Source organism: Parabacteroides caeci (assembly GCF_023656795.1).
GTDB lineage: Bacteria > Bacteroidota > Bacteroidia > Bacteroidales > Tannerellaceae > Parabacteroides > Parabacteroides segnis.
On record NZ_JAMOKT010000002.1, the window covers coordinates 16,112 to 42,037 of the forward strand.

At 39.6% G+C, this 25,926-nt stretch carries 19 protein-coding genes; 15 read left to right on the forward strand and 4 right to left on the reverse strand.

The window, feature by feature from the left end; all coding sequences use genetic code 11:
* Positions 1-87: 87 nt before the first annotated feature.
* Positions 88-1,569, reverse strand: coding sequence for a glycoside hydrolase family protein (locus NBH15_RS01230; protein ID WP_244050388.1), 1,482 nt, complete (start codon positions 1,567-1,569; stop codon positions 88-90).
* Between the two features lie 516 nt (positions 1,570-2,085).
* On the opposite strand from NBH15_RS01230, the gene NBH15_RS01235 reads away from it, so the two are divergent.
* The 3 genes from NBH15_RS01235 (at position 2,086) to NBH15_RS01245 (ending at position 5,375) form a co-directional block, all read left to right on the forward strand.
* Positions 2,086-3,177 carry a GntR family transcriptional regulator gene (locus tag NBH15_RS01235; RefSeq protein ID WP_244050389.1) on the forward strand — a complete coding sequence of 364 codons (1,092 nt, stop codon included), beginning with the start codon at positions 2,086-2,088 and terminating at the stop codon, positions 3,175-3,177.
* Between the two features lie 131 nt (positions 3,178-3,308).
* Positions 3,309-3,875, forward strand: coding sequence for a hypothetical protein (locus tag NBH15_RS01240; RefSeq protein ID WP_250821807.1), 567 nt, complete (start codon positions 3,309-3,311; stop codon positions 3,873-3,875).
* 108 nt (positions 3,876-3,983) lie between these two features.
* A complete protein-coding gene (locus tag NBH15_RS01245) occupies positions 3,984-5,375 on the forward strand; it encodes a glycoside hydrolase family protein (protein ID WP_303228245.1) in 1,392 nt (463 codons plus the stop codon).
* A 162-nt stretch (positions 5,376-5,537) separates the two neighbouring features.
* Here NBH15_RS01245 and NBH15_RS01250 read toward each other — a convergent pair whose 3' ends face one another.
* The 3 genes from NBH15_RS01250 to NBH15_RS01260 all read right to left on the reverse strand — a co-directional run bounded on the left by NBH15_RS01250 (position 5,538) and on the right by NBH15_RS01260 (position 7,017).
* A complete protein-coding gene (locus tag NBH15_RS01250) occupies positions 5,538-5,729 on the reverse strand; it encodes a hypothetical protein (RefSeq protein ID WP_244050391.1) in 192 nt (63 codons plus the stop codon).
* Between the two features lie 22 nt (positions 5,730-5,751).
* Positions 5,752-6,198, reverse strand: a complete 447-nt coding sequence (locus NBH15_RS01255; RefSeq protein WP_244050392.1) for an integrase core domain-containing protein — start codon at positions 6,196-6,198, stop codon at positions 5,752-5,754.
* A 510-nt stretch (positions 6,199-6,708) separates the two neighbouring features.
* Complete coding sequence (locus NBH15_RS01260; protein WP_244050393.1) at positions 6,709-7,017, reverse strand: hypothetical protein; 309 nt, start codon at positions 7,015-7,017, stop codon at positions 6,709-6,711.
* A gap of 340 nt (positions 7,018-7,357) precedes the next feature.
* On the opposite strand from NBH15_RS01260, the gene NBH15_RS01265 reads away from it, so the two are divergent.
* From NBH15_RS01265 to NBH15_RS01320, 12 genes are all read left to right on the forward strand, one after another.
* The gene (locus tag NBH15_RS01265) at positions 7,358-7,693 is read left to right on the forward strand and encodes a hypothetical protein (protein ID WP_244050394.1); all 336 of its coding nucleotides are present in this window, start codon (positions 7,358-7,360) and stop codon (positions 7,691-7,693) included.
* Positions 7,694-7,757: 64 nt separating this feature from the next.
* On the forward strand, positions 7,758-7,937 hold the full coding sequence (locus tag NBH15_RS01270) for a hypothetical protein (protein ID WP_244050395.1): 180 nt from the start codon (positions 7,758-7,760) through the stop codon (positions 7,935-7,937).
* 88 nt (positions 7,938-8,025) lie between these two features.
* A complete protein-coding gene (gene dinB / locus NBH15_RS01275) occupies positions 8,026-9,147 on the forward strand; it encodes a DNA polymerase IV (protein ID WP_350472255.1) in 1,122 nt (373 codons plus the stop codon).
* 49 nt (positions 9,148-9,196) lie between these two features.
* Complete coding sequence (locus NBH15_RS01280) at positions 9,197-10,720, forward strand: hypothetical protein (protein ID WP_128132783.1); 1,524 nt, start codon at positions 9,197-9,199, stop codon at positions 10,718-10,720.
* Positions 10,721-10,725: 5 nt separating this feature from the next.
* Entirely contained in the window at positions 10,726-11,319 is a 594-nt protein-coding gene (locus tag NBH15_RS01285) for an RNA polymerase sigma factor (RefSeq protein ID WP_128132782.1), read from the forward strand.
* 70 nt (positions 11,320-11,389) lie between these two features.
* On the forward strand, positions 11,390-12,379 hold the full coding sequence (locus NBH15_RS01290) for a FecR family protein (protein ID WP_128132781.1): 990 nt from the start codon (positions 11,390-11,392) through the stop codon (positions 12,377-12,379).
* A 315-nt stretch (positions 12,380-12,694) separates the two neighbouring features.
* On the forward strand, positions 12,695-16,138 hold the full coding sequence (locus NBH15_RS01295) for a TonB-dependent receptor (RefSeq protein WP_250821810.1): 3,444 nt from the start codon (positions 12,695-12,697) through the stop codon (positions 16,136-16,138).
* Between the two features lie 11 nt (positions 16,139-16,149).
* Positions 16,150-18,126: a RagB/SusD family nutrient uptake outer membrane protein gene (locus NBH15_RS01300; RefSeq protein WP_244050399.1), complete on the forward strand. Its 1,977-nt coding sequence runs from the start codon at positions 16,150-16,152 to the stop codon at positions 18,124-18,126.
* Positions 18,127-18,205: 79 nt separating this feature from the next.
* Positions 18,206-20,578, forward strand: coding sequence for a glycoside hydrolase family 31 protein (locus NBH15_RS01305; RefSeq protein ID WP_244050400.1), 2,373 nt, complete (start codon positions 18,206-18,208; stop codon positions 20,576-20,578).
* Between the two features lie 321 nt (positions 20,579-20,899).
* On the forward strand, positions 20,900-21,460 hold the full coding sequence (locus tag NBH15_RS01310) for an RNA polymerase sigma-70 factor (protein WP_250821875.1): 561 nt from the start codon (positions 20,900-20,902) through the stop codon (positions 21,458-21,460).
* 77 nt (positions 21,461-21,537) lie between these two features.
* The gene (locus NBH15_RS01315) at positions 21,538-22,476 is read left to right on the forward strand and encodes a FecR family protein (protein WP_122326847.1); all 939 of its coding nucleotides are present in this window, start codon (positions 21,538-21,540) and stop codon (positions 22,474-22,476) included.
* A 201-nt stretch (positions 22,477-22,677) separates the two neighbouring features.
* A complete protein-coding gene (locus NBH15_RS01320) occupies positions 22,678-25,917 on the forward strand; it encodes a TonB-dependent receptor (RefSeq protein ID WP_158579624.1) in 3,240 nt (1,079 codons plus the stop codon).
* Positions 25,918-25,926 lie beyond the last annotated feature (9 nt).

Consider the following 25,926-nt stretch of genomic DNA (forward strand, 5'->3'; position numbering starts at 1 on the left):
TGATTCACACATTATATTCAAATAAGTTTTCCGGGTCTAAAACCCTAATGGAAAGAAATAGAAGTTTCTAATTTAAAACCATAAACACTAATTTTTAATTTCCTGAATTTGTATATCACGGATAACGGCATTACCGTTTTTTACATAGAAGAAGAGGTTTTTCCCCTTTTGCTCTGGCAAACGATTAAGCACACATCGTTTGTTATTTATAGACACATCAAAAAACTCTCCGTTCACAATCACATCAAGCAAGATAGGTTCATCCAATCCTTTTACACCATGAATGGATGTGTTATGCATTAAAACTGTTTGATTGTCCGGATTTAGCTCCAAACGGTAACCATTCTTCCGACCGTCTGTTGCACGCAAAAACAAACCTAACTCTTCATAATTCCCTTTAGGTTCTATCTTCATCGAAATGCGGTAATTATCCGGAAGCTCAGGAAGAGAAGCTACGCCGATATCGCCCGAAGCATTCATTGTTATGTTTCCATTGGATACGGAAACAATATTTGCAGGTGAAGATATTTGTATGGCAGGAGTCGCTATCGGATGCATAGCCGGTAAAACTTCTTTTAAGAATTTGGTTGCCAAGGTTCCATCCGGCTCCTGATATACTTCCCGAAGTAAAATAGTTCCACCCCAAATCCTATCTCCGTTATCTTTATCATCCTTACGGCAGGGAGAATAGGCCACTGCAATACGGCGTCTGTCTTTAAAACCGGCTGTTTTATAGACACTCCCGAAATACTCAATCAAAGCCTGTGATTCTGGATATATCCAGGGGCCATACGTATCTTTGGACATCAGATAATAGGTGTGACCACCAATACTGTATAATAAATAATACCAATCGTTCCACTTAAAATAATCCGCACATTCGGGAGTTCCGCGTTGTCCTTTCAACGGAGATTCCACTTCCTTCCAGTTTTTCAGGTCAGTTGAAGTAAGATGCACCAGATATCCTCCAAAACCGTCTAAAGAGGGCTCTTTCAAATTACCGGGAATGAACAAATGGAAAAGACCATTTTCATCCTTAAAGACTTTCGGGTCTCTAAAATCGCGGCTTATACATTCTTCTGGAGCATAATAGAATGGATTGGGTTCCTGCTTTTGGTAAGTATATCCGCCATCCGTACTTATTGCATAACTCAGTTGTTCATGTACTCTCTCGTTTTCCTTCACACGCGTTGCATAAAATGCATAGAATTTATCACCTTCCGCAATTACCGATCCTGTACAGATAGACTTTTCCCATTCCTCGTTTTCAATACCTAAAGCAACCGGATAGTGTTTCCAGTTTATCAAATCAGTTGTAGTGCTCAATGCCCACTGATGACCTCCCAAACCACCAAGACCTGCATGATGCCCTTCGTCCAGCAGCCAGTACAAATAGAATGTTCCATTATGATAATAAGGCATACAATCACCGGAAAACAGATGTTCTTCTACCGGTTTAAAATATTGCATATGGGTAGTACGCTGAATGGCCGGATTATAATCTTTTACAACCTGTGCAAAAGAAGATATCGTAACTAATAGAAAAGTTGCTAAAAGTCCTTTTTTCATTTGAGTATGATTTAATTTTTATACATTAGTTATAAAGTAAATAACAAAGCAGTATGATAGTCATATTACATTTAGCTAACAAAACATCCCTTGTCTCCCGTTGCAAATATAGAGATCAGATCATAATAAACAAAGAACAATTTACATTTTAGCGTATTTTAATTTATCATATTTATTACATTTACCCTCGTATACAATACTTTAAAAAGAGTAAACAGAAATATAAAGCAGTAGGCCAAAGCAGAAGTCACAAACAACACAACATATATATATCAAAGCATAAACACCAACAAATCTTCAAGTAAAGTATTTTAAAACATACAAACATTACATTCATTAAATGTAAACATCAACACGTTGCACTTTAACATTTCAAGAAGAATAACTTACATCTACCAAGGTTTATATTTACATTCCGAATCTATTCACAGAAAAAAAATATCACATTTACCTCCTACAAATGCAAACTATTTGCAAATAATAATTACATTTGCACATCACTTTAAAATCACCTTTATGGAATCTAAAATAAGCTACAAGGTTATTTACAATACATTAAAAGATCAGATACTAAAAGAAGCTTTTCCTCCGGGGTCTATGTTACCTACAGAGCAAACGCTCGCTCAAAAATATTCTGTTTCCAGACCAACTATTGCTAAAGTATATAACCAGTTACAGGAAGAAGGTTTTATAAAAAAGACGAAAGGACTTGGTACGGTCGTTATATACCAATGTAAAAATACAACCTATACATTTGGCTTACTTTTACCCGGAGCAGGTGAGTCGGAAATATTTTCCATTATTAATGACCAACTCTTGAGGCAATCCGAAATAGGTAGATTCAATTGCCTTTGGGAAGGTGCAACAGCAAGCAGTGCGGAAATCAGAAAAACACTTATTGAAACGTGCTGTGAAAGTTACATAAATAAAAAGGTCGATGGTATTTTCTTTTCCCCGCTGGAAAGAGTACCGGATGCATACAACCTGAATTTAAAAATCTGTGCAGCTATACGGGAAGCCAATATACCATTAGTTCTTATTGACAGGGATATTCTGACTTTTCCGGAACGAAGTGAATTCGATGTGGTATGCCTGGATAATTTCAGTGCCGGATGTATCATGGCAAAACATCTGATCGATCAAGGCTGCAACAAACTTCATTTTTTCTATCGTCCTGATTCGGCCAGTTCTGTAGACTTACGCCTTTCCGGTGTTCGTGAAACAGTCCTTAAACATCAGTATTCGTTTACGGAGGATAATATTTTCTGTGGAAATCCGGAAGATCTGGACTTTGTCAAACAAATGGAGATAGTTCCTGGGAAAACAGGTATTGTATGTGCCAATGATTCCACAGCGGCAGTGCTCATGTCTTCTTTGGATGCTTTAGGCATCAAAATATCTTCGGATATTCTGATGTGCGCGTATGATGATATGAAATATTCCAAGCATCTCAAACATTCATTGACATCTTACAGGCAACCGTGTGTGGAGATTGCTAACATCAGTATCGAGTTGTTGATGCGGAGATTAAAAGATAACAACCATATTCCCATTACAGCAAACCTGACAGGAGAAATAGTGATTCGTGAATCCAGTCAATTTCTCTAATATTATACAAATTACATTCTGATCCTTTTGACTTACATCAGGCATCAGAGTTTACAAATTATTAAATTCTAACAGTCACAGTCTCTTAAAAGATTGTGACAGATAATTGTTACACTCAAATTTCTGGAAAAATGAATACTAAATTTATTACTTCGTTTACCGTAATCATACTCATTATTAGTAGTATTATCGGCTGTACCGAGACACAAAAGCCGGTTCAACTCGAACTCCGCTCTTCCCCCTGGAATTTTACAACTCAGGATGCCCCATTAAATATTCTCACGCAGCAGAATACAAAAAATAACTTTGTATCACCGGGAGACAGAAGTAGTTTCACTATTAAACTACAAGTCAACCTGACAAAAGTCACTTCAAAAAAATCGTTACTAACCATTCCGGGGGTATTGGAATTAAATACATATCAAAACGATCCGGAAGACCGCAAACAACAAAATTACCCGGCCTACCCTATGGCAGACGGTTCCGTACCTGTATTGGAGGCTTCCCTCCTGCTCCATCTACCGGTTCAACCGGAAGAAGCCCGCTATATGCCAGTCGGTATTCCGTTGGCAATGTTGGATAAGCCTGAGGGAGGACATGAAATTGTCCTTCATTTTTCAGGAGTTCGATGGACTATGTATGTCGATAATGAACTCCTGGATAATGACTTCCCTTTGGGTTATCCACAATGGGGATAACAAACAACCTGGGAAATAGATCCTTCTATTGTTTCGAAAGCTGAAATATATTTTCCGGGAATTGAACCTCAAAAAACAAATTTAGATACACCACGCACTTCACCGGAAATCCAATACTGGACACCTGAAGGGCATAATACCTGGGTAGGTGATGTAGCAACTTTCTTCTATCAGGGACGTTATCATGTATTTTATTTGTATGACAGACGCGGACATGCCAGCAAATTCGGCCGAGGAGCCCATTATTTCGAGCATATCTCAACAACTGACTTCAAGACATGGACTGAACACGATGCAGCTACCCCTATTGAAGAACAATGGGAAACATTAGGTACAGGTACGCCTTTTGTTTTTAACGATAAACTTTGTATCAGCTACGGACTTCATACGACTCGTATTTATCCCAAAGAAAAGACAACCTTACCACAGTTATGGGATTACTATAATGAACATGGTGCAACAGGCTCCTTCCATTACGATACGATGCCCGGATTTCCTGCTGGTTCGACTTACTCTATCAGTCAGGATGGTATAAGTAATTTCAAAAAGACACATATATTATTCCACCCATGCGAAAACCCGAGTGTATATACCGATCCAGAAGGACGTTTACGCATGTTGGCCAACTATGGAGCCAAAGGCACCTGGGAGTCTGGCTCAATCGATGGTGGTTGGTGGTCTGTCAATCCCGGATTTCCTCCGGGAGGTGACTGCACATTCTTTTTCCGCTGGGGAAATTTTGATTATGTAATCGGTGGATTTACCGGCTTATGGTCAAAACCATCTAATGCAGGTGAAGATGAATATACGGATGTTGTCAAACAAGGACTGGATTTTTATAACGGGATGTGTGTACCGGCCATCACTGAAATAGCTGACGGACGCTTCCTAATGGCTGGTTGGATTCCAATGGTTAACTGGGGCGGGACATTAAACATTCATGAGATGATCCATTACCCTGACGGCCGTATCGGAACAAAATGGATGGAGGAAATTATTCCAGCTACTGGAAAGGCAAAAACTTTGGCTAAAGAAATAACAGAACCATCTTCTTTTTCTGTTGAAAATCCTTCATTTATGTTGACATTCGACGTTGAGCCCGGAGATGATCTGTCCGGAAAACTCGGAGCTTTACTTCTCGGTGCCGACGAAAACGATCACGCTTGTGAAATTCAGGTTAGTCCCATAGCAAAGAAAGCACAGTATGCAAAAGGAAATCTGCAGAAATTCGCAGAAGCAGAAAAAACATTGCATGAAGGAGGTTATCCAAACCATGCACGCAACTATGCTATTGAGAATCTGATCGATACCGACAAACCATTCATGGTTCGTATGATTATCAAATATGAAGATAAATTTGGTGGTTCACAAATAGATACGGAAATTGCAGGCCAACGTACCATGATATCTTTCCGTCCGGGTTTGAAAGTAAAAAAATTACTTCTCCGCTCAAAACAAACTGAAATTAAAAACGTAAAAATAGCATCTCTCAAATATTAACGGTGCCTGAGGGTGTGTAAAAATTATAGCGCATCCTCTTTGTTTATGTAGTAGGCTGTCTCGTCGAGAAATAGGTTGACTGTGTATTAAAAAATCCTGTTATAGGTTGTCTACAAATGTAAAAAAACGGACAAACCTCTCTGAATCCTAAAATAGGTTACCTTATCCTGTTTCACTGTAGGACAGAGAGCTTTTCACTGCAAAACTCATCGGCCGGGGAACGCCCAAGCGGCAAGGGGCAGGGCAACCTGTCCCGACGAGCGCATCCTGTTTTATTTTCGTTACCTGCAAATATACCATTTTTATCCGTCTGATGGTAGCATCGTTTGCTTTTGCTTGTAAACAGTTTTCCATTTTCTTTTTAAAGGTCCATTTCTTAAATGGGCTTCCACATCTCTACGCTGCCATAAAGTCGTTGATTATTATTAATATCGATAATTCTTTTTACAACATCGCGAGCCTGATTCAACGTAGTAATCAGTTCTCTATTCAACCATTCTTCTTTTAATATGCCATTTACACGTTCGGTTATTGCATTCTCTCTTGGATCGCCATTTTCAGTCATGCTGATCAAACATTTGTTCCTACGCAATATAGAGGTGTAGTCTTTGCTGCAATACTGCACTCCTCTGTCAGAATAATGGATAGGTTTGTTACCCTCAGGAAGCGCTTCCAAAGCCATCTTCAGGGCTTTTATCGGCCCCAACATTTCCAGCGAATCTTCTAAAGCCCAACTCACTATTTTGCGTAAGTATCCGTCGGTCAACAAACTCAGATAATAAAATCCACCTTCTACATTACGGATATTAAGTAATATCGGCAACGTATACCTGGTTGGACGCTGACGGGGCATAATCTTCTATCAGGTTGGGATACTTATGAAAGTGTTTCCAGGACTATGCCGTTACTGGACGATATGTTCTGGATTTCCTGATTAGCAGACCATTGGAACCCAATAATACAAAAAACTTATCACGCCCTATGTCTAAATCCGGATGCATCTTTGTTTTTAGGATATGGTACAATTTGCGACCACCTAAAACCGGTTGGGTTTCCCGAATACGATTTACCATTTTCAAAATGATTTCCTCTGATAATAATTCTTTTTCAAACTGTTTTTCCCTCTTGTAATAGGCTTGCTAACTATACCCAAACAACGAACAATAATCAGGGATACTTATTTCCTGCTGATTATTGTGAAGCCTTCTCACTGCTTGGAACCAGAGTTTTTTCGAATATCGATATTATAGTGTTCATCTGCTAATTCTATTACAATTTCCATCGCACAACGATACGTTTTCTCATGTTTGAGTTCCTTCTCTTTTTCTTTTAACTACAACTCTTTTTGTTTGAGTGCACGTTCCAACTCTTTGATTCGTTTGGACAATTCAGATTCGTTTTCTGTCATTTTTATTCGTCGTTTTCTTACTTTCAGGGGCTTTACAGACCCGCTGGACTGCTTTGTCACTTCAAATTTACGAATCCAATGCGATATTACCGTTGGATCAGTTATCGAATATTTTAATGCGATCTCTTTACGACTTACTCCTAAACGATACTCACCAATTGCGGCCAAGCGAATTTCAAGAGGATAAGCCTCCCCTTTTTGACGAATGATGGACTTCTCTTTTTTCGTCCCCATTAACCATTTGGGAATCAACCTATTTCAAGACGAGACAGAGATAGCAGAAATAGTCGGAATGAGCAGTTCCAACATCGGAATGAAAATTCACAGGCTAAAGAACCGATTACAAAAACAATTAAAAAAGTAAGCCCTATGGAAACAAATGACATTAAAGATATTTGGAAAACAGAAGCTGTAAAGGATATGAAACCATATTCCGAGGAAGAACTAAACGAAATAGTGGTTAAATCTGTAAGAAAGTCAATCAAAACAGTATATCCCGGGACTATTTTTCGACTCGTCATCATCACTGTGATTGTGTATCTCATCGCAACATTGTTTTTTAAGAAAGCAGAGTATGGAAGGAATGCTCTTAGATGTCAGCGCTTTAGTTATATTATCTGTTTCTTATCTGTTTTGGGTAGATTCTGCTTACAAAATGCGGAAATATACCAATAGCAAGCCTGTAAAAGAATGGCTGGAATATCGAATAAAGGAAGTTGAGAAAAATATAAAATTCAAAACCAAATATGATTTGGTCATATATGCATGTTCTTTTCTGTTTGCAATAGGTTTCTATGTCTTTTATCAAATAGCAGCAAATATTCCCCCGGGCATTTTGACTGTTATCATTATTCCACTCGCAATCATCATCTACCTTTTGATAATAAGACGTTCTATAAACCGAAATTAAGAAAGCTCTTCATGAACTAAAAGAGCTTTATAAACAATTTGAAGATTCAAACAAATAAATACTTATGAAACGAGTTCTTATCAACCTATCCGCATTTTTGCTAAGCAGCAGAGCTTTCGCTTTTATTCCGGAAATCAAAACAATCCCGTTAAATGACGGAGAAGTAATTGAAGCCCGTCTGTGTTTACCGGATAATGAAGTGAAAACAAATGGTCTGAAGGATTTAGTCTACTATTTAGTGTAGCAAAAAGTATGTAGAGACAAAATCTACACGGTATCTCCACCCTTTTACGTATCTTTGTTTAGGAAAAGGAGGTTATACGGAACGTAAAATCATACATATAGATATGGATGCATTCTATGCATCGGTCGAACAGCGGGATAATCCGGAGCTGCGGGGAAAAGCGCTGGCGGTCGGTTATTCGGAAGAGCGTGGTGTGGTTGCCGCGGCCAGTTATGAGGCACGTAAATATGGCGTCCGTTCCGCCATGTCGTCACAAAAAGCCAAGCGCTTATGCCCTCACCTGATTTTTGTGCCGGGCAGAATGAGCGTATATAAAGAAGTATCTTCACAAATCCACGAGATTTTCCATGAGTATACGGATATCATCGAACCGCTTTCGCTGGATGAAGCCTTCCTCGATGTGACGGAAAATAAAAAGCAAATCCCCCTGGCTGTCGACATTGCCAAAGAAATCAAGCAACGGATAAGGCAAGAACTGCATCTGGTCGCCTCTGCCGGCATTTCCTACAATAAATTCCTGGCTAAAATCGCCTCCGATTACCGTAAGCCGGACGGCCTTTGCACCATCCATCCGGCCCAGGCACTCGACTTTATCGCCCGACTACCCATTGAGTCATTCTGGGGCGTGGGCCCGGTCACTGCCAAGAAGATGCACACATTAGGCATTCATAACGGTGCCGAATTACGGGACTGTTCGCTGGAAATGCTGAGCCGCCAGTTCGGTAAAGCAGGCTGTCTGTATTACGAATGTGCCCGAGGAATAGACCTTCGCCCGGTCGAAGCAGTCCGTATCCGTAAATCCGTCGGGTGTGAACATACATTGGAAAAGGATATTTCCCGTACCTCTTCCGTCATCATCGAGCTTTATCATGCTGCCACCGAATTAATCGGCCGCCTGCAACGGACAGGCTTCAAAGGGAACACCCTGACATTAAAGATTAAATTCCACGATTTCACCCTGAAAACAAAAAGTATCACGCAGCCCCGTGAACTCACCACCCTGAATGATATTCTTCCCCTGGCCAAACAACTGCTCAGGGAAGTGGATTACGCAACCAACCCCATCCGGTTAATCGGCCTTTCCGTTTCAAATCCATTGGAAGAGCATGAGGAAACAGAAAGAAAAGAACGGTGGGAACAGTTAAGTTTGGAGTTCAGCGATTGGAATACAAATACCAGAATAAAAAAAGCTCCTTATATTCAAGGATAGTATCTATTTTTCAATTATCTTCGTTCGATCTTTATAAAAAACAATAATTATGGCTAACAGCAAAAAAAAGAAACCGAAAGTGGCTCAATTGTCTCCTATTAAATACATTCAAGAGAAAGGTCGAAAACTTCCTGTTTATGAATGTTTCATTAATAATAATTGGGAACTTTACGGAGTGACTTATGTTATTATAACCCGCCAGCACAAATCCGGTAATTACACACTGGGATATTATTTGGTAGATACCTTTTGCCGAGGAGTAAAAGATACCACATTCCGTTTCAATATAGACGAATTTGAATATGAGGAATTCAAACAAATCATATTCGATAATAGCGATCCGCTCCTGGTCAGTTACAAAGAAGCACATAACATTATTTTCGGAGCAATATCTTATGCCGAAGATTGCGGTTTCAAACCATGCCCCCAGTTCAATCTCACCCAATATTTACTGGAAGAAGACACAGAAGAAATTCCATTAATAGAATATGAATTCGGAAAAGACGGACAGCCCTGCCTGGTAGTCGATAGTCAGCTGGAAGCTAGCTATTATTTACCTACATTGAAGAATAACGTCGGTGAAAATTATGATTGCATCATTTTAGACGAAGAGATAGAAGAAGAAAATATAGATGATTTAGAAAATATATCGGATATCTTGGATAACATGAGCGAAGAAGAGCTTAATCAATTATCGATACGTCTCAAACAATTTCAAGCCGACCAGAAAAAATACCTGAGTTCTCCTAAAACCATCTATGCCTATCAACACCCAGAATATCCGGCAGAGTTAAAACTAAACTATCCCGAAGAACTGCAAGACTTGTTCAAAGGCAAGTATAACTACAACCTACCGGAAGATTGCATTGAGCGGATTAGTTCCATTCCACAGAAAAATTTAGCAGCCGACCTTAAGCACATTATCCGATATGAAATAGGACGGACGTATCTACTGGCGGAAAAAGATGATTGGGATGAAGATGATGTTATAGCAACCTTAAGTCACGTGCTGTTATTCATTGCCGGCCTGAGACTGGAAGAATGCCTGGAAGAGATTCTCGAAATTCTTCGTCAGTCTTCTGACTTCATGGACTATCATTTCGGATATATAGCAGAAAATCTTCTTATTCCTGCTCTTTATGAAGCCGGACACAACCAACTGCAAAGATTGTCTGACTTTATGAAGGAACCCGGATTAGACTCATTCAACAAATCCTGCGTCTATTATATGATACAGAATATCGCTCATAATGAACCCGAGCGGCGCGAAGAAATTATCGATTGGTTCCGGACAGAACTGAATTACCGAATTGCTAACAACAAAGATTTATCTACGTTTGACTCGGACCTCGGAGCAGGCCTTTGCAATGCTCTGATTGATCTGAAGGCAGAAGAACTTCTGCCGGAAATAAAACAGTTGTACGAAGTTTGCGACATCAATATCCTTGTCAACGGCGATTATGAAGAAACAAAAAAATATATCTTATCCGACGACGAGCTTTCTTCTTCCTACACAATAGATAGAAAGAATATATATGACACTTATAAAAACTACAAAAGTTACTTCAACTGATTTATATGCATAACAAAACCCTCTCCATATCCGGGCAAACCGATGACGAGTTACTTATTCTTTTGCAAAAAGGAAATGAGAGGGCTTTTACTGCTATTTATGAACGCTACCACAAACTGCTCTATGTGTTGGCATACAAATATTTAAAAGACAATGACACCGCAAAAGACGCTGTCCAGCAGATATTCCTGAAACTCTGGGAATCGCGTTCCCTGTTCAGCATCCATATCAACCTGAGAAACTACCTGTACACCATGTTGAAAAACCATCTCCTGAACGAGATACGCAACAACTACACCGCTCTGGAGAAGAATTACGAACTGGCACAGGAAACAATCGAATATGAAAACGAAATATTATCGAAACTGGAAGAGAAGGAAATGACCGAGCAACTGTACCGGGCCATCGACGGCCTGCCGGAACAAAAGAAAGCAGTCTGCTTGTACAAACTGAAAGACAGTTTATCCAACCAGGAAATCGCAGAAAAAATGCAGATATCCATACCGACTGTCAAAACCCATTACTCGCAGGCTATCAAGCTACTCCGTGAACATTTCGATAAGTTACTAATCCTATTGCTCTCCTCTCTTTTCTCCTGAAAAGAAAAAAGAGTAACAAACACTCATACTATCCGCCCAGTTATGTGTCAATTAAGAAAACAGGAATAAAATGAAAGCACCAGATAAACATATCATCGACAGGACCCTCAACAACACGGCCACCCCGGAGGAAGCCCGCCAGATAATTCGCTGGTTCTCCACTCCCGAGGGCACAAAATATCTGTCCTCCTTGATGGATGAGGACGCAGAAAAGATACAGCCGGGCAGCGAAGAACTGTATGCAGAACGCAGCATCCCTTCCGATGAGATGTATCAGTATATCATGAAGAGAATCCACCTCCGGAAAAGAAAACAGATGCTTTTCCGGGCAGCCGCCATTCTCATTCCATTACTATTATTCCTCGGTCAATTCTGGTATATAGATAAACGTATCGACCTGTTTGCCGATTCCGGCTACGAAGAGATATATGTCCCCAAAGGTGAACGTATGCAACTGATTTTCCAGGATGGTTCCAAGGCCATGCTCAATGCCGAGACACGCATCAAATACCCGCGGAAGTTCGGTTTCAACGAGCGTAAAGTCGAATTGGAAGGAGAAGCCTTCTTCGAAGTATCTCCCAACAAAGACCGCCCGTTCATTGTCGACTTGAAAGAAGTCAATGTAAAAGTACTGGGTACAACATTCGACGTAAAAGCATACGCAACCGATCCGGATATCTTCGTTTCGCTGGAAACCGGAAAAGTAGCCTTGGCCAATAATGCCCGCCCGCTTGCTCATTTACAACCGGGGGAGAAAGCCACCTATAACCGCAAAACCGGTGTCTGCAAAATATCCCGGCCTGAAGACATCGGGCATAACTCTGCCTGGAAAAAAAATCAGATCGTATTCAATAATACGCCTTTATCCGAAGTCATCACGACCTTGTCCCGCTGGTACAACGTAGAGTTCGAAATGCAGGATTCCTCGCTGCTCTATTATAACTATACACTAACGTCCACAGATCAGAAACTGGAACAGATACTGAAAGATCTTGAGAAAATAACACCCGTACAATTCTCTGAAAAAGAGGGCGTTATAAAGATAAGAAGAAAAAAATAAATAATTTTACATATCCCACTCATACTTTTTTGTCCCTTGTGTGTCTACTATATAAAGACAAACAGGGTTAAGTCGCCACGTAAAGAATCGAGAAACTATCATATTGTTTAACCTATAAAATAAAGACAAACATGAACGACACGACATAACAAACTAAAAAAATAACCGGAAATGTCCCCACATCCCCGGTTATTCGACGTACCGAAATTCAAATTAATTTCTAATACATAAATTCATTTCAAAAATATGAAAAAAAATAATCTGTGCCTTATCCTCAGGCACCTTTTAATATTAATTGAGAAAATCCCGAATGCAATGAAACTGACATTCTTATTTCTTGTCATCTCTTTGTTAACTTTTACAGCGGAGGCTTCCGCCCAAAGGGTATCCATCTCCCTCAATAACGTAAAAGTAGAAAAGATTCTGTCAACTATTACCAAGCAGACAGGATTAAGCGTAGCATACAGCAAACAGATCGTCAACCTGGACAGAAGAATGAGTATTCAGGTGGAAGATGCCGATGTAGCCCAGGTATTGGAAAAACTCGTTGCCAATACCAATTTGAGTTATGAAATTAAAAACAATAAAATATACTTGTTTGAAAAGTCCCCCACTACAATACCCATTGTTGCACAACAAAAAAAGCACATAACCGGAATCGTTGTTGATCAAAACGGAGATCCGATAATCGGCGCAAATGTGGTAGAGAAAGGATCCAGTAACGGGACTATTACCGATATTGATGGAAATTTCTCGCTTCAGATATCTGAAAAATCAATACTGACAGTTTCTTATATAGGATATGAAACTAAAGATGTGAAAGTGGGAAATCAATCCAAACTACAAATCGCCCTTTCTGAAGATACACAATTTATAGATGAAGTCGTAGTCGTCGGTTTCGGAACTCAAAAGAAAGTGAACCTGACCGGAGCTGTCAGTGTCATTAACTCCGAAGCTTTAGAGGCCCGTCCAGTAACAACAGCCACTCAAGCATTACAAGGCGTTTTACCTGGATTAAACATTGGCATGAATAACGGAGGTGGAGAATTAAACAATTCTCTAGAAATTAATATTCGTGGAGCCGGAACAATCGGAGATGGATCCAAATCCAGTCCATTAGTATTAATTGATGGAATGGACGGAGATATCAATATGTTAAACCCTCAGGATATTGAATCTGTCAGTGTTCTAAAAGATGCCGCTGCTGCTTCTATTTATGGTTCCCGTGCATCATTTGGTGTGATTTTAATTACTACCAAAAAAGGGAAAGAGGGAAAAACCAATATTTCATATAATAATAGTTTCCGCTGGTCTTCTCCAATGCGTATGCCTGAAATGATGGATTCCTATACGTTCGCTAATTATTGGAACACGGCATCAACGAATGCTCATCAAGGTGTTGTATTTGATGAAGAAACAATGGGACGTATCATCGCATTCCAAAAAGGAGAAATCACAACCCAAGGCGTGTCCGATCCTAATAATCCCAATCGTTATCAAATGTACGAAAAAGGTAACAATAATATAGACTGGCTGAAAGAACACTTCAAAAGTGGAGCTTTTGCACAAGAACACAACCTGTCTGTCAATGGAGGTAGTCAAAAAATTCAATTCTATTTATCTGCCAACTATCTGGGACAAGAAGGACTGCTCCGATATGGAGGTGATGACTATAAAAGATATTCATTTACTTCTAAAATAAACGCTCAACTCGCAGACTGGGCTTCAGTGAATGTTTCCACCAAATTTTTAAGAGGAGATCAAAGCCAACCAACCTATTTGACGGAAAACACAAGACTATTTTTCAATGAATTATCAAGAAAATGGCCTGTAACTCCACGCAATTATGAACATGGAGGATACACATCAACTTCACGTATTATTCCTTTAGAAGACGGTGGACGCTACAAAAGCCAAAATGATTATTTATATCAACAACTTCAATTAGTTTTGGAACCTATAAAAAACTGGAAATTATTCGGAGAAGTTAACTATAGAGTACACAATAAAAATGAACATACAGAAATATTGGAAACTTCTGAATTAGGAATAGATGGTATCAATTCACAAATTGAAGGGGTAGCCGGCTATGCAAAAGGCCTAACCCGTATTACCGAAAATTACTATAAAGAGAATTTTCTAAACACAAATCTGTACACTGAATATTCTCACACTTTTGCTTCCGGTCATAATTTAAAAGCATTGGTTGGTTTCAATGCTGAATTAAGTAAAGATCGTGACTTAAAAGCTTACAAAGAAGGCCTGATCACTCCTTCTTTACCAACGATTGACACTGCTACCGGACTGGAAAAGATACAAAGCGGAGGATATGACCAGTGGGCAACAGCAGGTTTCTTCGGGCGCTTGAATTATAACTACAATGATCGGTATATGGCAGAACTCAATCTACGATACGATGGGACCTCACGCTTCTTGGAGGCAAAACGGTGGAACTGGTTTCCTTCTGTTTCCGCAGGCTGGAATATTGCACGAGAAGCATTTATGGAATCCACAAACTCGTGGCTCGGTAGTTTAAAATTAAGAGTATCTTACGGACAATTAGGAAACCAAAACACGGAATCACTATATCCTTTCTACTCATTAATGAATATTACAGCTGGTGGTGGAAATTGGCTATTAAATGGAGCTAAGCCTGACAAAGTATTGCCAGCAGCACTAATTAGCAAGTATTTAACATGGGAAAAAGTTGAAACATGGAATGTCGGACTTGACTTTGGATTATTTAATAACCGATTGATCGGTTCTATCGAAGGATTCTCCAGATATACAAAAGACATGGTTGGTCCAGCTCCTGAATTACCGGTTATTTTGGGTACAGATGTTCCTAAAATGAATAATGCAGACTTACAAACCACAGGTTGGGAATTGGATTTAAGCTGGCGCGACCGATTGAAAAACGGATTATCTTACGGCATTCATTTCACTGTTGCAGATGCACGCATGAAGGTCAAACGCTATCCGAATGAGAATAACAAAGTCGATGTAAAAAATGAGGACAAAATATATTACGAAGGTCAATACATCGGAGATATATGGGGATATACTACCATCGGCATAGCAAAAACAGACGAAGAGATGAACAATCATTTGGCAAAAGTAGATCAAAGTACCATTGGCAATGAATGGGCTGCAGGTGATATCATGTATGCCGACCTGGACGGTGATGGTGAAATTAACGGAGGACAAGGCATGTTAGGAAAGATGGGGGATAAACGTATCATTGGAAATAAAACTCCCCGTTACAATTTCGGATTAACATTAGATGCTTCCTGGCAAGGATTCGATATCTCTGCTTTTTTTCAGGGAACAATGAAAAGAGATCTGTGGTTAGGCGATAATCAGTTCTGGGGTGCCAGCACTATGTGGCAAGGCATCGGTCTAAAAGCTCATGAAGATTATTTCCGATTGGCAAATGATCCAATGGGAGAAAATCTGAACTCTTATTATCCGCGTCCTATTTTTGATTCAGAAAAGAACAGACAGGTTCAGACCCGTTATCTGCAAAGTGGAGCTTATATCCGATTAAAGAATTTACAGTTTGGATATACGTTACCGACAAAATTTATGCAAAAAATAGCTATCCAGAAATTGCGGGTATTCATCTCTGGAGAAAATCTCTGGACAGGGACGAAAATGAGCAAAGCTTTTGATCCGGAAGCTTTTGCCGGAGAAAGAGGAGAAGGACGCGTATATCCTTTACAAACAACTATATCTTTAGGTTTAAGTGTTAATTTCTAATTAAATATATCATGAAACTTTATAGTACGATAATATCATCAATTCTGACACTTGGGATTTTTACAGGGTGTAATGACTTTTTGGACAGACCCCCATTATCTTCCGTATCACCGGACAAGTACTTTCATTCAGAATCAGACCTGGCCAACTTCTCTATCACACTTTATAGCGAATTTAAGACTCCGGAAAATTGGACTATGACAACCGGCGAGGATAACAATACAGATAACCAGGCTGAAGTCTCTCCCAATAATCGTTTTTCTCCGGGAGAATGGCGAGTTGCTCAAAATAAGGAGAACTGGGATTTTTCAACAATTTATAAATGTAACAATTTTCTTGATAACGTTTTAGCCAACTATCAAGCCGGTTCTATCAAAGGGGATGAAAATAATATCCGCCACTATATCGGGGAGGTTTATTTAATACGCGCACATAATTACTTTGCGCGTTTAAAAGAGTATGGAGATTTCCCTATAGTCCGCAATGTTCTGCCTGATGATATGAATACGTTGACTGAGGCATCAAAACGCATGCCGAGAAATGAGGTTGCCCGATTTATTATATCAGATCTGGACTCGGCTGCAATGTTTTTAAGCGAAGTATCCCCCAACCAAAAAGTAAGATTATCTAAGAATGTAGCTTACTTATTAAAATCCAGAGTCGCATTGTATGAAGGATCGTGGCTGAAATCGTTCAAAGGCACTTCTTTCGTACCTAAAGGCGAAGGTTGGCCAGGCTCAACCATGTACCCGGATTATCAATATCCATCCGGAGATATCGACAGCGAAATAAACTACTTTTTGGATATTGCTATAGCAAGCGCAAAAGAGGTTGCAGAAAAAGTAGGATTAACCAGTAACAGCTATAACAAAACAGAATTAAACCAGGCTATTTCTAATCCTTATTACAGAATGTTTTGCGATAAAAACCTGGAATCTTATGAGGAAGTTCTCTTTTGGAGAAGTTACGACCAATCTTTAGTAAGCCACGTCACTACACGTTACCTCTATTATGGCAGTTGTAACTCGGGATATACAAGAGGCTTTATCCAGTCCTTTTTAATGGAAAACGGACTTCCCATTTATGCAGAAAACTCAGGTTATAAGGGAGATACAGACTTTACCAGTTTTCGGGAAGACAGGGACTGGCGTTTAGGCCTGTTCACAAAAACTAAAGGAGATTTTTTGTATCCACCAACAACAACGTTTGAATATCCTAAAATATTAGCTATCAACGCAGAAAGAGACGTAACAGGATATAGTATCCGTAAGTACTGCACACATGATGAGTTCTTTACAGGAGCGAATGTAGATACAGGTTTCCCTATTTTCAGATCTGTTGAAGCCTATTTGAATTATATTGAAGCCTTTTATCTGCGTTACGGGTCTTTAGATGCCCTTGCCGACAAATACTGGAAAGCAATTCGTACACGTGCCGGTATAGATCCCGATTATCAAAAGACAATTGCTGCAACAGAGATGAGTAAAGAGGCTCCAAACGACTGGGGAGCATATACTGGAGGACAACTAGTCGATCCTACATTATATAATATTCGCCGCGAACGTCGTTGCGAATTTATAGCAGAAGGTTTACGTTACGATGATTTACGTCGTTGGCGTTCCATGGATCAAATGATTACAACCCCCTACATCATAGAAGGCTTCAACTTATGGACAGAAAACTATAAAACATATGTCGATAATAGCGGTACATCTTTATTAATCACCTCGGACAATAATGCAGGAACTCCTAATGTTTCCCCAAAATCAGTAAGCAACTATCTGCGTCCTTATCAAATTGTAAAAGAGAACAATCGTTTTTACGATGGTTACAAATGGCATGCGGCCCACTATTTATCGCCTATTCCAATGGACAATTTCATTATTACTTCCAACGGTACGGGAGATGTAGAGCAATCTACCATCTATCAAAATCCCGGTTGGTCGAAAATTGCACAACAAGGTCCTAATGATGTAATCGGATTCTAATCTCTATATTTGTAATGTGAATCAGTATTTGATATTGATTCACATTACAAATACTAAAAAATCAAATTAATAAAGAATTATGAGCAAAATACTACTTATCTGTATTGGTATATTATACACTGTATTATCTAAAGGAGAAAATATAAACAAAGAGATTCGTATTATCGACGATTCTCTACAGATACAGATGACTTCGCCACAAAATAAAATTATCCATATCCAAGTAACTCCTGTTGGCACAGAGGTAAAAGAATCATTAATCGTACCTAAAAAAACAGACATATCTTCTTCGCATTGCAGAATCTTAGAAAAAGAGAATTCCATATCCATACAAACTCAATATATAACAGCTACCTACTCTTACAAAGATAAAAACATTTATTTTACAGATACCCAAAATGAAACTGTGCTCCTTCAGGAGCAGGCACGTTCTTTCGAACAAAAGAATATAGCCGGTGAAACGGTATGGCAAGTGAAACAAACATTCAGGTTGCAGGCAGATGAAGCCTTATATGGCTTAGGTCAATACCAGGAAGGTATCATGAACTACCGGGGAAAGAAAGCCAAACTGGTACAGGCCAACATGGAGATTGTTAACCCGTTTCTGCTGTCCACACAGCCATACGGCATTTTATGGGATAATTATTCCAAAACATTATTTGAAGATAATGAAAAGGGAGCCTCTTTCTGGTCGGAAGTGGCCGATGGCATCGACTACTATTTTATCTACGGTAACGACATGCATGAGGTAGTTGCCGGCTATCATCAACTGACGGGAAAAGTTCCAATGTTCCCTAAATCCGCTTTCGGATACTGGCAGTCCAAAGAACGCTACAAATCGTTCGATGAGTTAACTGATGTCGTAAAAGAATACCGTAAACGGCAGATACCGCTCGATAATATAGTACAAGACTGGGAATACTGGGGTGACCGCGAACATTGGAACAGCCTGAAATTTGATACAACCCACTTCAACCATCCCACCGAAATGATCCGCCAGCTGCATGACCGGTACAATGTGAGCCTGATGCTTTCCGTATGGCCGGGATTCGGGAAAAAGACTGATATATACAAAGATCTGGAAAAGATCGGGGCATTGTTCAATGAACCGACCTGGGCGGACTATAAAGTCATGGATATATACAATCCGCAAGCCCGGCAACTTTTCTGGGATCATCTTTATAAAGGATTGTATCGCACAGGCGTCGACTCCTGGTGGATGGATGCGACCGAACCTTCTTTCCGCGAAGGTTTCACACAAGACAAACAGGAAGAGAAAACGAAATCGGCCGGTCAGACCCACATCGGTTCATTCGACCGCTATCTGAATGTTTACTCCCTCTTCTTATCGAAAGTCATGTACGAAAACCTGCGTAAACAAAATGATAAGCGCGTTACCATATTAACCCGTTCCGCATTTGCCGGGCAACAGCAATATGCAACTGCCGTCTGGTCCGGAGACATCACCGCTTCATGGGAAGTATTCCGGAAACAGCTTCCGGCCGGATTAAACCTGTGTATGAGCGGAATACCTTACTGGACTACCGACATCGGCGGCTTTTTCGTTACGACAAGAGGCAGCCAGTTCACCAAAGGTCTTGCCGATCCTTCTTATAAAGAACTCTATCTAAGATGGTTCCAGCAGGGAGTATTCTCTCCTATTTTCCGTGCCCATGGCAGTAACGTACCCCGTGAAGTATGGCAATTCGGTGAACCGGGCGATCCTTTTTATGAAGGATTATTAAAGATGATCAACCTGAGATACAGCCTGCTCTCTTACATCTATTCATCAGCTTGGCAGGTAACGGCAGATTCCAGATTGATGATGCGAGGGCTGGTCATGGACTTCCCCAATGATCAGAAAGTACACAATATGGCAGATGCCTATATGTTCGGCCCTTCATTACTGGTCAAACCCATAACGAAACCGATGTACTACACGCCAGAGGGAATCATCAGCAATCCTGACGCCGAAGAATCTGTTTATTTACCCGGCCACGCAGGAAAATACTGGTTCGACTTCTATAATCAGCAAGTCTATAAAGGAGGGCAAACTATTTCATATCAAACTCCATTGGATATCATCCCCGTATTTGTAAAGTCCGGCTCCATCCTTCCGATAAACAAAGTAGTTCAATATGTCGGCGAACAAAAAGAGGAAGAACTGGAAATAAGGATTTACGGTGGAGCAGATGCCGATTTTGAACTTTACGAAGATGACAACAAGACATATGCTTATGAAAACGGCATTTATTCTCTGATCCGGTTCCGCTGGGATGATCAAAAGATGCAACTGAGTATTTACGATAAAAAAGGCACCTTTCTCGAATATCCTCAAAGAAATTTCCGAGTGAAACTTTATATACCGGAAAAAAACGGCTCTAATTATTCTACCCGGGAAAAGCTTATCCGATATGAAAATAAAAGCATAACGGTAGAAATGACAAAATAATACCCGAAAACTCGTTTAAAACGAACTCCATCCCGTTTAAAACGAACCTTACCCCCGTTTAAAACGAAAAAAAACTCGTTTTAAACGAAATTGGGGCTCGTTTTAAACGAGTTTTGGCATTCTACTTATGGTAATAAATAACAAATTCCTATAATTACTCTTCAATCCGCCATGTTATTTCTTTTATTAACAAATCATTCTTAATGTTCTGCATAATTCAAATTACAGCAGTTTTTTTACCTTTGCTAAGAGATATTGATTATGGGAAGAAATTTTGTAATCTTCGATTTTTATTTATCTTTACCCTATCAATCATTCGATATGGAGAACATTTCAGAGATAAAGGAATTTAACAAACTGTTTTCGAACTATCAGGGAATTTTCATCCGTTTTGCTAACACTTATATTCAGGATGAAGATACTGCCGAAGATATAGTGGTCGACAGTCTGGTATATTATTGGGAAAACCGACATTCTCTCGCCTCCAATTCGAATATCCCGGCTTATATCATGGAAGTCGTCAAGCATAAAAGCCTCAACTATCTACGTAACCAACGAATCCGGGAAGATATCGAACAAAATCTCTGGACCCACATGGACAGAGTCAGGAGACTAAAAATCACGACACTGGAAGCCTGCGATCCGGAAGAGTTATTCAGTTCGGAAGCACAACGCCTGATAGACGAGACATTGGAAAGCCTCCCCGAAAAGACACGTACTATCTTTATTATGAGCCGGTATGAAAATAAAACTCATAAAGAGATTGCCGAACATCTCGATTTATCGACTAAAAGCATTGAATTCCATATAACCAAAGCCCTCGGCGTATTAAGAAAAAGATTAAAAGATTATCTCCCGTTCTTTCTTATCTTCCTGAATTAATTAGTAACGATTTTGTTTTTATTGAAAAAAGTAAGTTTTTCCATTAGGGATACATTTTAGTTATGTGCTTACTATATATGGAAAGAAAAATACTATATCGTTTTTTCGAAGGAAAAGCATCTCTTGAAGAAGAAAAAGAGGTTTGCGACTGGACGGAAGCATCTGAAGAAAACATGCAGGAATACATAAAGGAACGTAAATACTTTGACCTTCTACTTATTCAGAACAAGAGAAACAGTACGCTGCATTCTTCTTCCGGAAAAGTGTTCCAACTGAACAGTCTAATCAAATATGCAGCAGTTGTTGCCCTGTTCATCATGTGTGGCTTACAAGCCTACCGGATAACAAAAACGGAGACAGACCAGGAAATGAACACGATCACAGTGCCAACGGGACAAAGAGTTAATCTTTTATTGTCGGACGGAACAAATGTATGGCTCAATTCCGGAACTAAAATGAGATATCCGGCCTCCTTTACAAAAGGGAAAAGCAAGCGAAAAGTGACATTGGATGGGGAAGGTTATTTTGAAGTTACCAAAGATGCCAAACGCCCGTTCGTTGTTCAAACCGGTAAATATGATATAGAAGTATTAGGTACTAAATTTAATGTGAATGCCTACAATAAAACCTCCTTTTTTTCTGCCGCATTAATGGAAGGTTCCATACAAATTTCAGATAAAACCGAACCATCCAATAAAATAGTGTTGCATCCACTGCAAAAAGCAGATTATATAAATGGTCAACTGAATGTTGTACAGATACAAAACTATGATATTTATCGCTGGAAAGAAGGTCTGCTCTGTTTTGAGAATATCACGTTCAACGATTTGATGAAAGAGTTCGAAAAGACCTACGATATACAGATCATCAATAAAAACAAAAAACTGGAGAGTTATATTTGTAGTGGGAAATTCCGTATTTCGGATGGGTTAGACTTTATACTACATGTCCTCCAACGAGATGTCAGATTTAGTTTTACCAGGAATGAAAACAATACGATCATCTATATAAAATAACATGTCGAACCTTTAAATCATATCGCCTATGAAATAGCACATAAAGAAAAAGCGATAAATGCGGGAACATCTATCGCTTCACGACTAACACAATTATCAACAACTGTATTAATCTCTAATAATTACAAAGTTATGAATAAAGTATCTTTGTCGGGACCTTATTATCAAAAAAAATCACGACATAAACATTTTTTCAGAATCATGAGAATAACCTCATTCCTTTTGTTTGTACTGATATTTTCATTACATGCAATCAATTTGAACTCGCAGAATACGAGGGTGACCGTCCGGGCCAGCAATACTTCTTTAAAAGAAGTATTGAATACTATCGAAAAACAAACGGATTATCTATTTGTATATAATATTAATGTAGATACGAGTCAGAAAGTGGCTTTAAACACGATCAATCAGCCGGTAAAGCAAGTATTGGATAATCTGTTTAAAAATATAGGATTAAACTACGTACAGGAAGGTTCCTATATTATCGTATCCAAATCAGAGGCAGAACAACAGAAAAAATTTGTAACCGGAACAGTCATCGATATGAACGGAGAACCGGTCATTGGAGCTAACATCGTGGAAAAAGGGACAACAAACGGTATAATCACAGACGTAAACGGGGAGTTTTCCCTACAGGTCTCTCCTGAAGCTGTGCTACAAATATCGTATATCGGATACAACACACGTGAAGTTGCCGTTAATAATCAATCTTCAATCACTATAAAACTAACGGAAGACACCCAGGCGATCGAAGAAGTCGTTGTCGTCGGTTACGGAGTTCAAAAAAGAGAAAACCTGACAGGAGCTGTCTCTGCCATTATGGGAGACGACCTGATGAAAAGACCTGTCGGACAAACATCCGTAGCTTTGCAGGGAATTGCCCCCGGAGTAACTATTACACAACAATCCGGACAACCGGGACAAGATGCCGGAACAATCCGGATCAGGGGAATAGGAACCCTTAATGACTCCAACCCTTTGGTTTTAGTAGACGGAACCGCAATGGACCTCAATAGCGTCGATCCCAATATCATTGAATCCGTTTCTGTTCTAAAAGACGCAGCCTCATCCTCTATCTATGGTTCACGTGCTGCCAATGGAGTGATCCTGATCACTACCAAAAGAGCTAAAAATAAAGAATTCTCCGTTTCATATAACGGATATGCCGGATGGCAAACACCAACCGACCTGCCGGATAAGGTGAATGCGATAGATCATATGGTCATGCTGAACGAAGCATACAGGAATGTCGGAAGAAGCCCGTTGTACACAGACCAGTATATTCAGGAATACAGAGAAAAAGGTCCTTCCGACCGTGATCATTATCCGGATGTAGACTGGCAGAAAGCTGTCTATAATCAATATGCATTCCAGCAAAACCATTTTTTCACACTTAACGGAGGTACAGAGAAGATGAAACTTCTTGCTGCAATCGGTTACTATGATCAGCAAGGCATAACTCCTAACACTGATTATAACAGATTCACGGTGAGATTAAATTCTGATATGCAGTTTACCCAACGTTTTTCTGCCAAATTAGACATGTATTTAAAATATAATACACAGAAAACTCCAGGCAGAGGTATATATGACGTTATTTACTGGATAAACCGAACTCCCTCCATTTATCCTGATGTCTTATCAAACGGAAAATATGCAGTCGGCTGGGATGGAGATAATGTACTGGCGTTTGCCAAAGACGGCGGATTTGCTAAAACCAAAACGCCTTCAGCTTCCATTAATATGGCTTTAAGTTATCAGTTTACAGATTTTCTGAAAGCAGATGTCAGTTATACGCCTATTTATAACAATAATATCACCAGCACTTACAATAAAAGTGTAAATACGTATTACGCCGATGGAGAACTAGCATACAGTAAACCCAGCAAAAGTGCACTATACGAGCACCGGAGTTGGGGATTATCGCATGACTTCAAAGCATTACTGAACTTCGACAAAGCATTCGGGCAACATAACCTGAAAGCATTGGCTGGTTTCCAATGGGAAAGTGGAACTGATGATTATATCGATGCTTCCCGCGATACTTTCATATTTCCTCAATATCCAAAATTGAATGCGGGAGGCAGTGACAATCAAAAAGCATCCGGTTCCGGATCTGAATATGCGCTGGCTTCTTTCTTCGGACGTATAAATTACGATTACCAGGGGAAATATTTATTTGAAGCAAATGTCCGTTATGATGGTTCCTCCCGTTTTGACCTGGGACATAAATGGGGTGTATTCCCTTCTTTTTCCGGTGGATGGAGAATTTCAGAAGAGAGTTTTTGGGAGCCTATACGTAATATTGTCGACAATGCTAAATTCAGAGTTTCCTGGGGACAACTGGGAAATCAGAATATAGGAAACTATGCTTTTGCCTCTGTCGTCAGCTACAGTTCCTATATTATCGGAGGACAACCTGTTACCAGCGGTGCGATCAACGACATGTCTAATTCTGCCATTTCATGGGAAAAAACGGAAATGCTTGACTTAGGGATTGACCTGCAGTTTTTCTCCAAACTTTCAGCCTCATTCGATTACTACAATAAAAAGACAAGTGATATCTTATGGAAACTCAATGTTCCGCTAATCATTGGCCTGAATCCTACATATCAAAATGCTGCAAAAGTTTCCAACAAAGGATGGGATCTGGAATTGAGATGGAATGACCAGATCAATGATTTCAGATATGGTGCCTCATTCATATTATCCGACGTAAAAAACAAAGTTGTCGACCTGAAAGGCATCAGTATGACTGGATTAACTGTAAACAGGGAAGGACACTCCATCAATTCAATCTATGGACTTGAAGCGATCGGTTACATATCCGAAGAAGACTACAATGCTGACGGTTCCTACAAACATGCCACTCAGTTTGGTGCATTTGCTCCCGGCGATATCAAATATAAAGATCAAAATAACGACGGGATAATAAATAACGAAGATGAAGTAATCATCGGTAATACCGTTCCACGTTTTACCTACGGATTAAATCTGGATGCAAGTTGGAAAGGTTTTGATTTTAGTATGTTTTGGCAAGGAGTTGGAAAAGCTGACGGATATTTAAACAAGCAGGCGACAATGCCATTCTATTGGGGAGCCTCTGCCCTGGAAATGCATAAAGATCATTGGACCGAGGATAATCCCAATGCCCGTTTTCCTCGTTTGGCATTCAATGAAACAAATAATGAACAGAATTCCAGTTTCTGGATGGCCAATGCTGCTTATTTAAGGCTGAAGAATGTAACCTTAGGATATACGCTTCCTAAAACGTTAAGTGAAAAAATAAAGTTCTCCCATGTCCGGCTTTATGTCAGTGGACAGAATCTTTTATCCATTGATAAATTCTGGGATGGATTTGATGCAGAAGCGCCTGTTGGAGACGGAGCTTACTACCCTCAAGTGAAAGTGTTCACGATCGGATTGGATGTAAAATTCTAAATGTAAAAT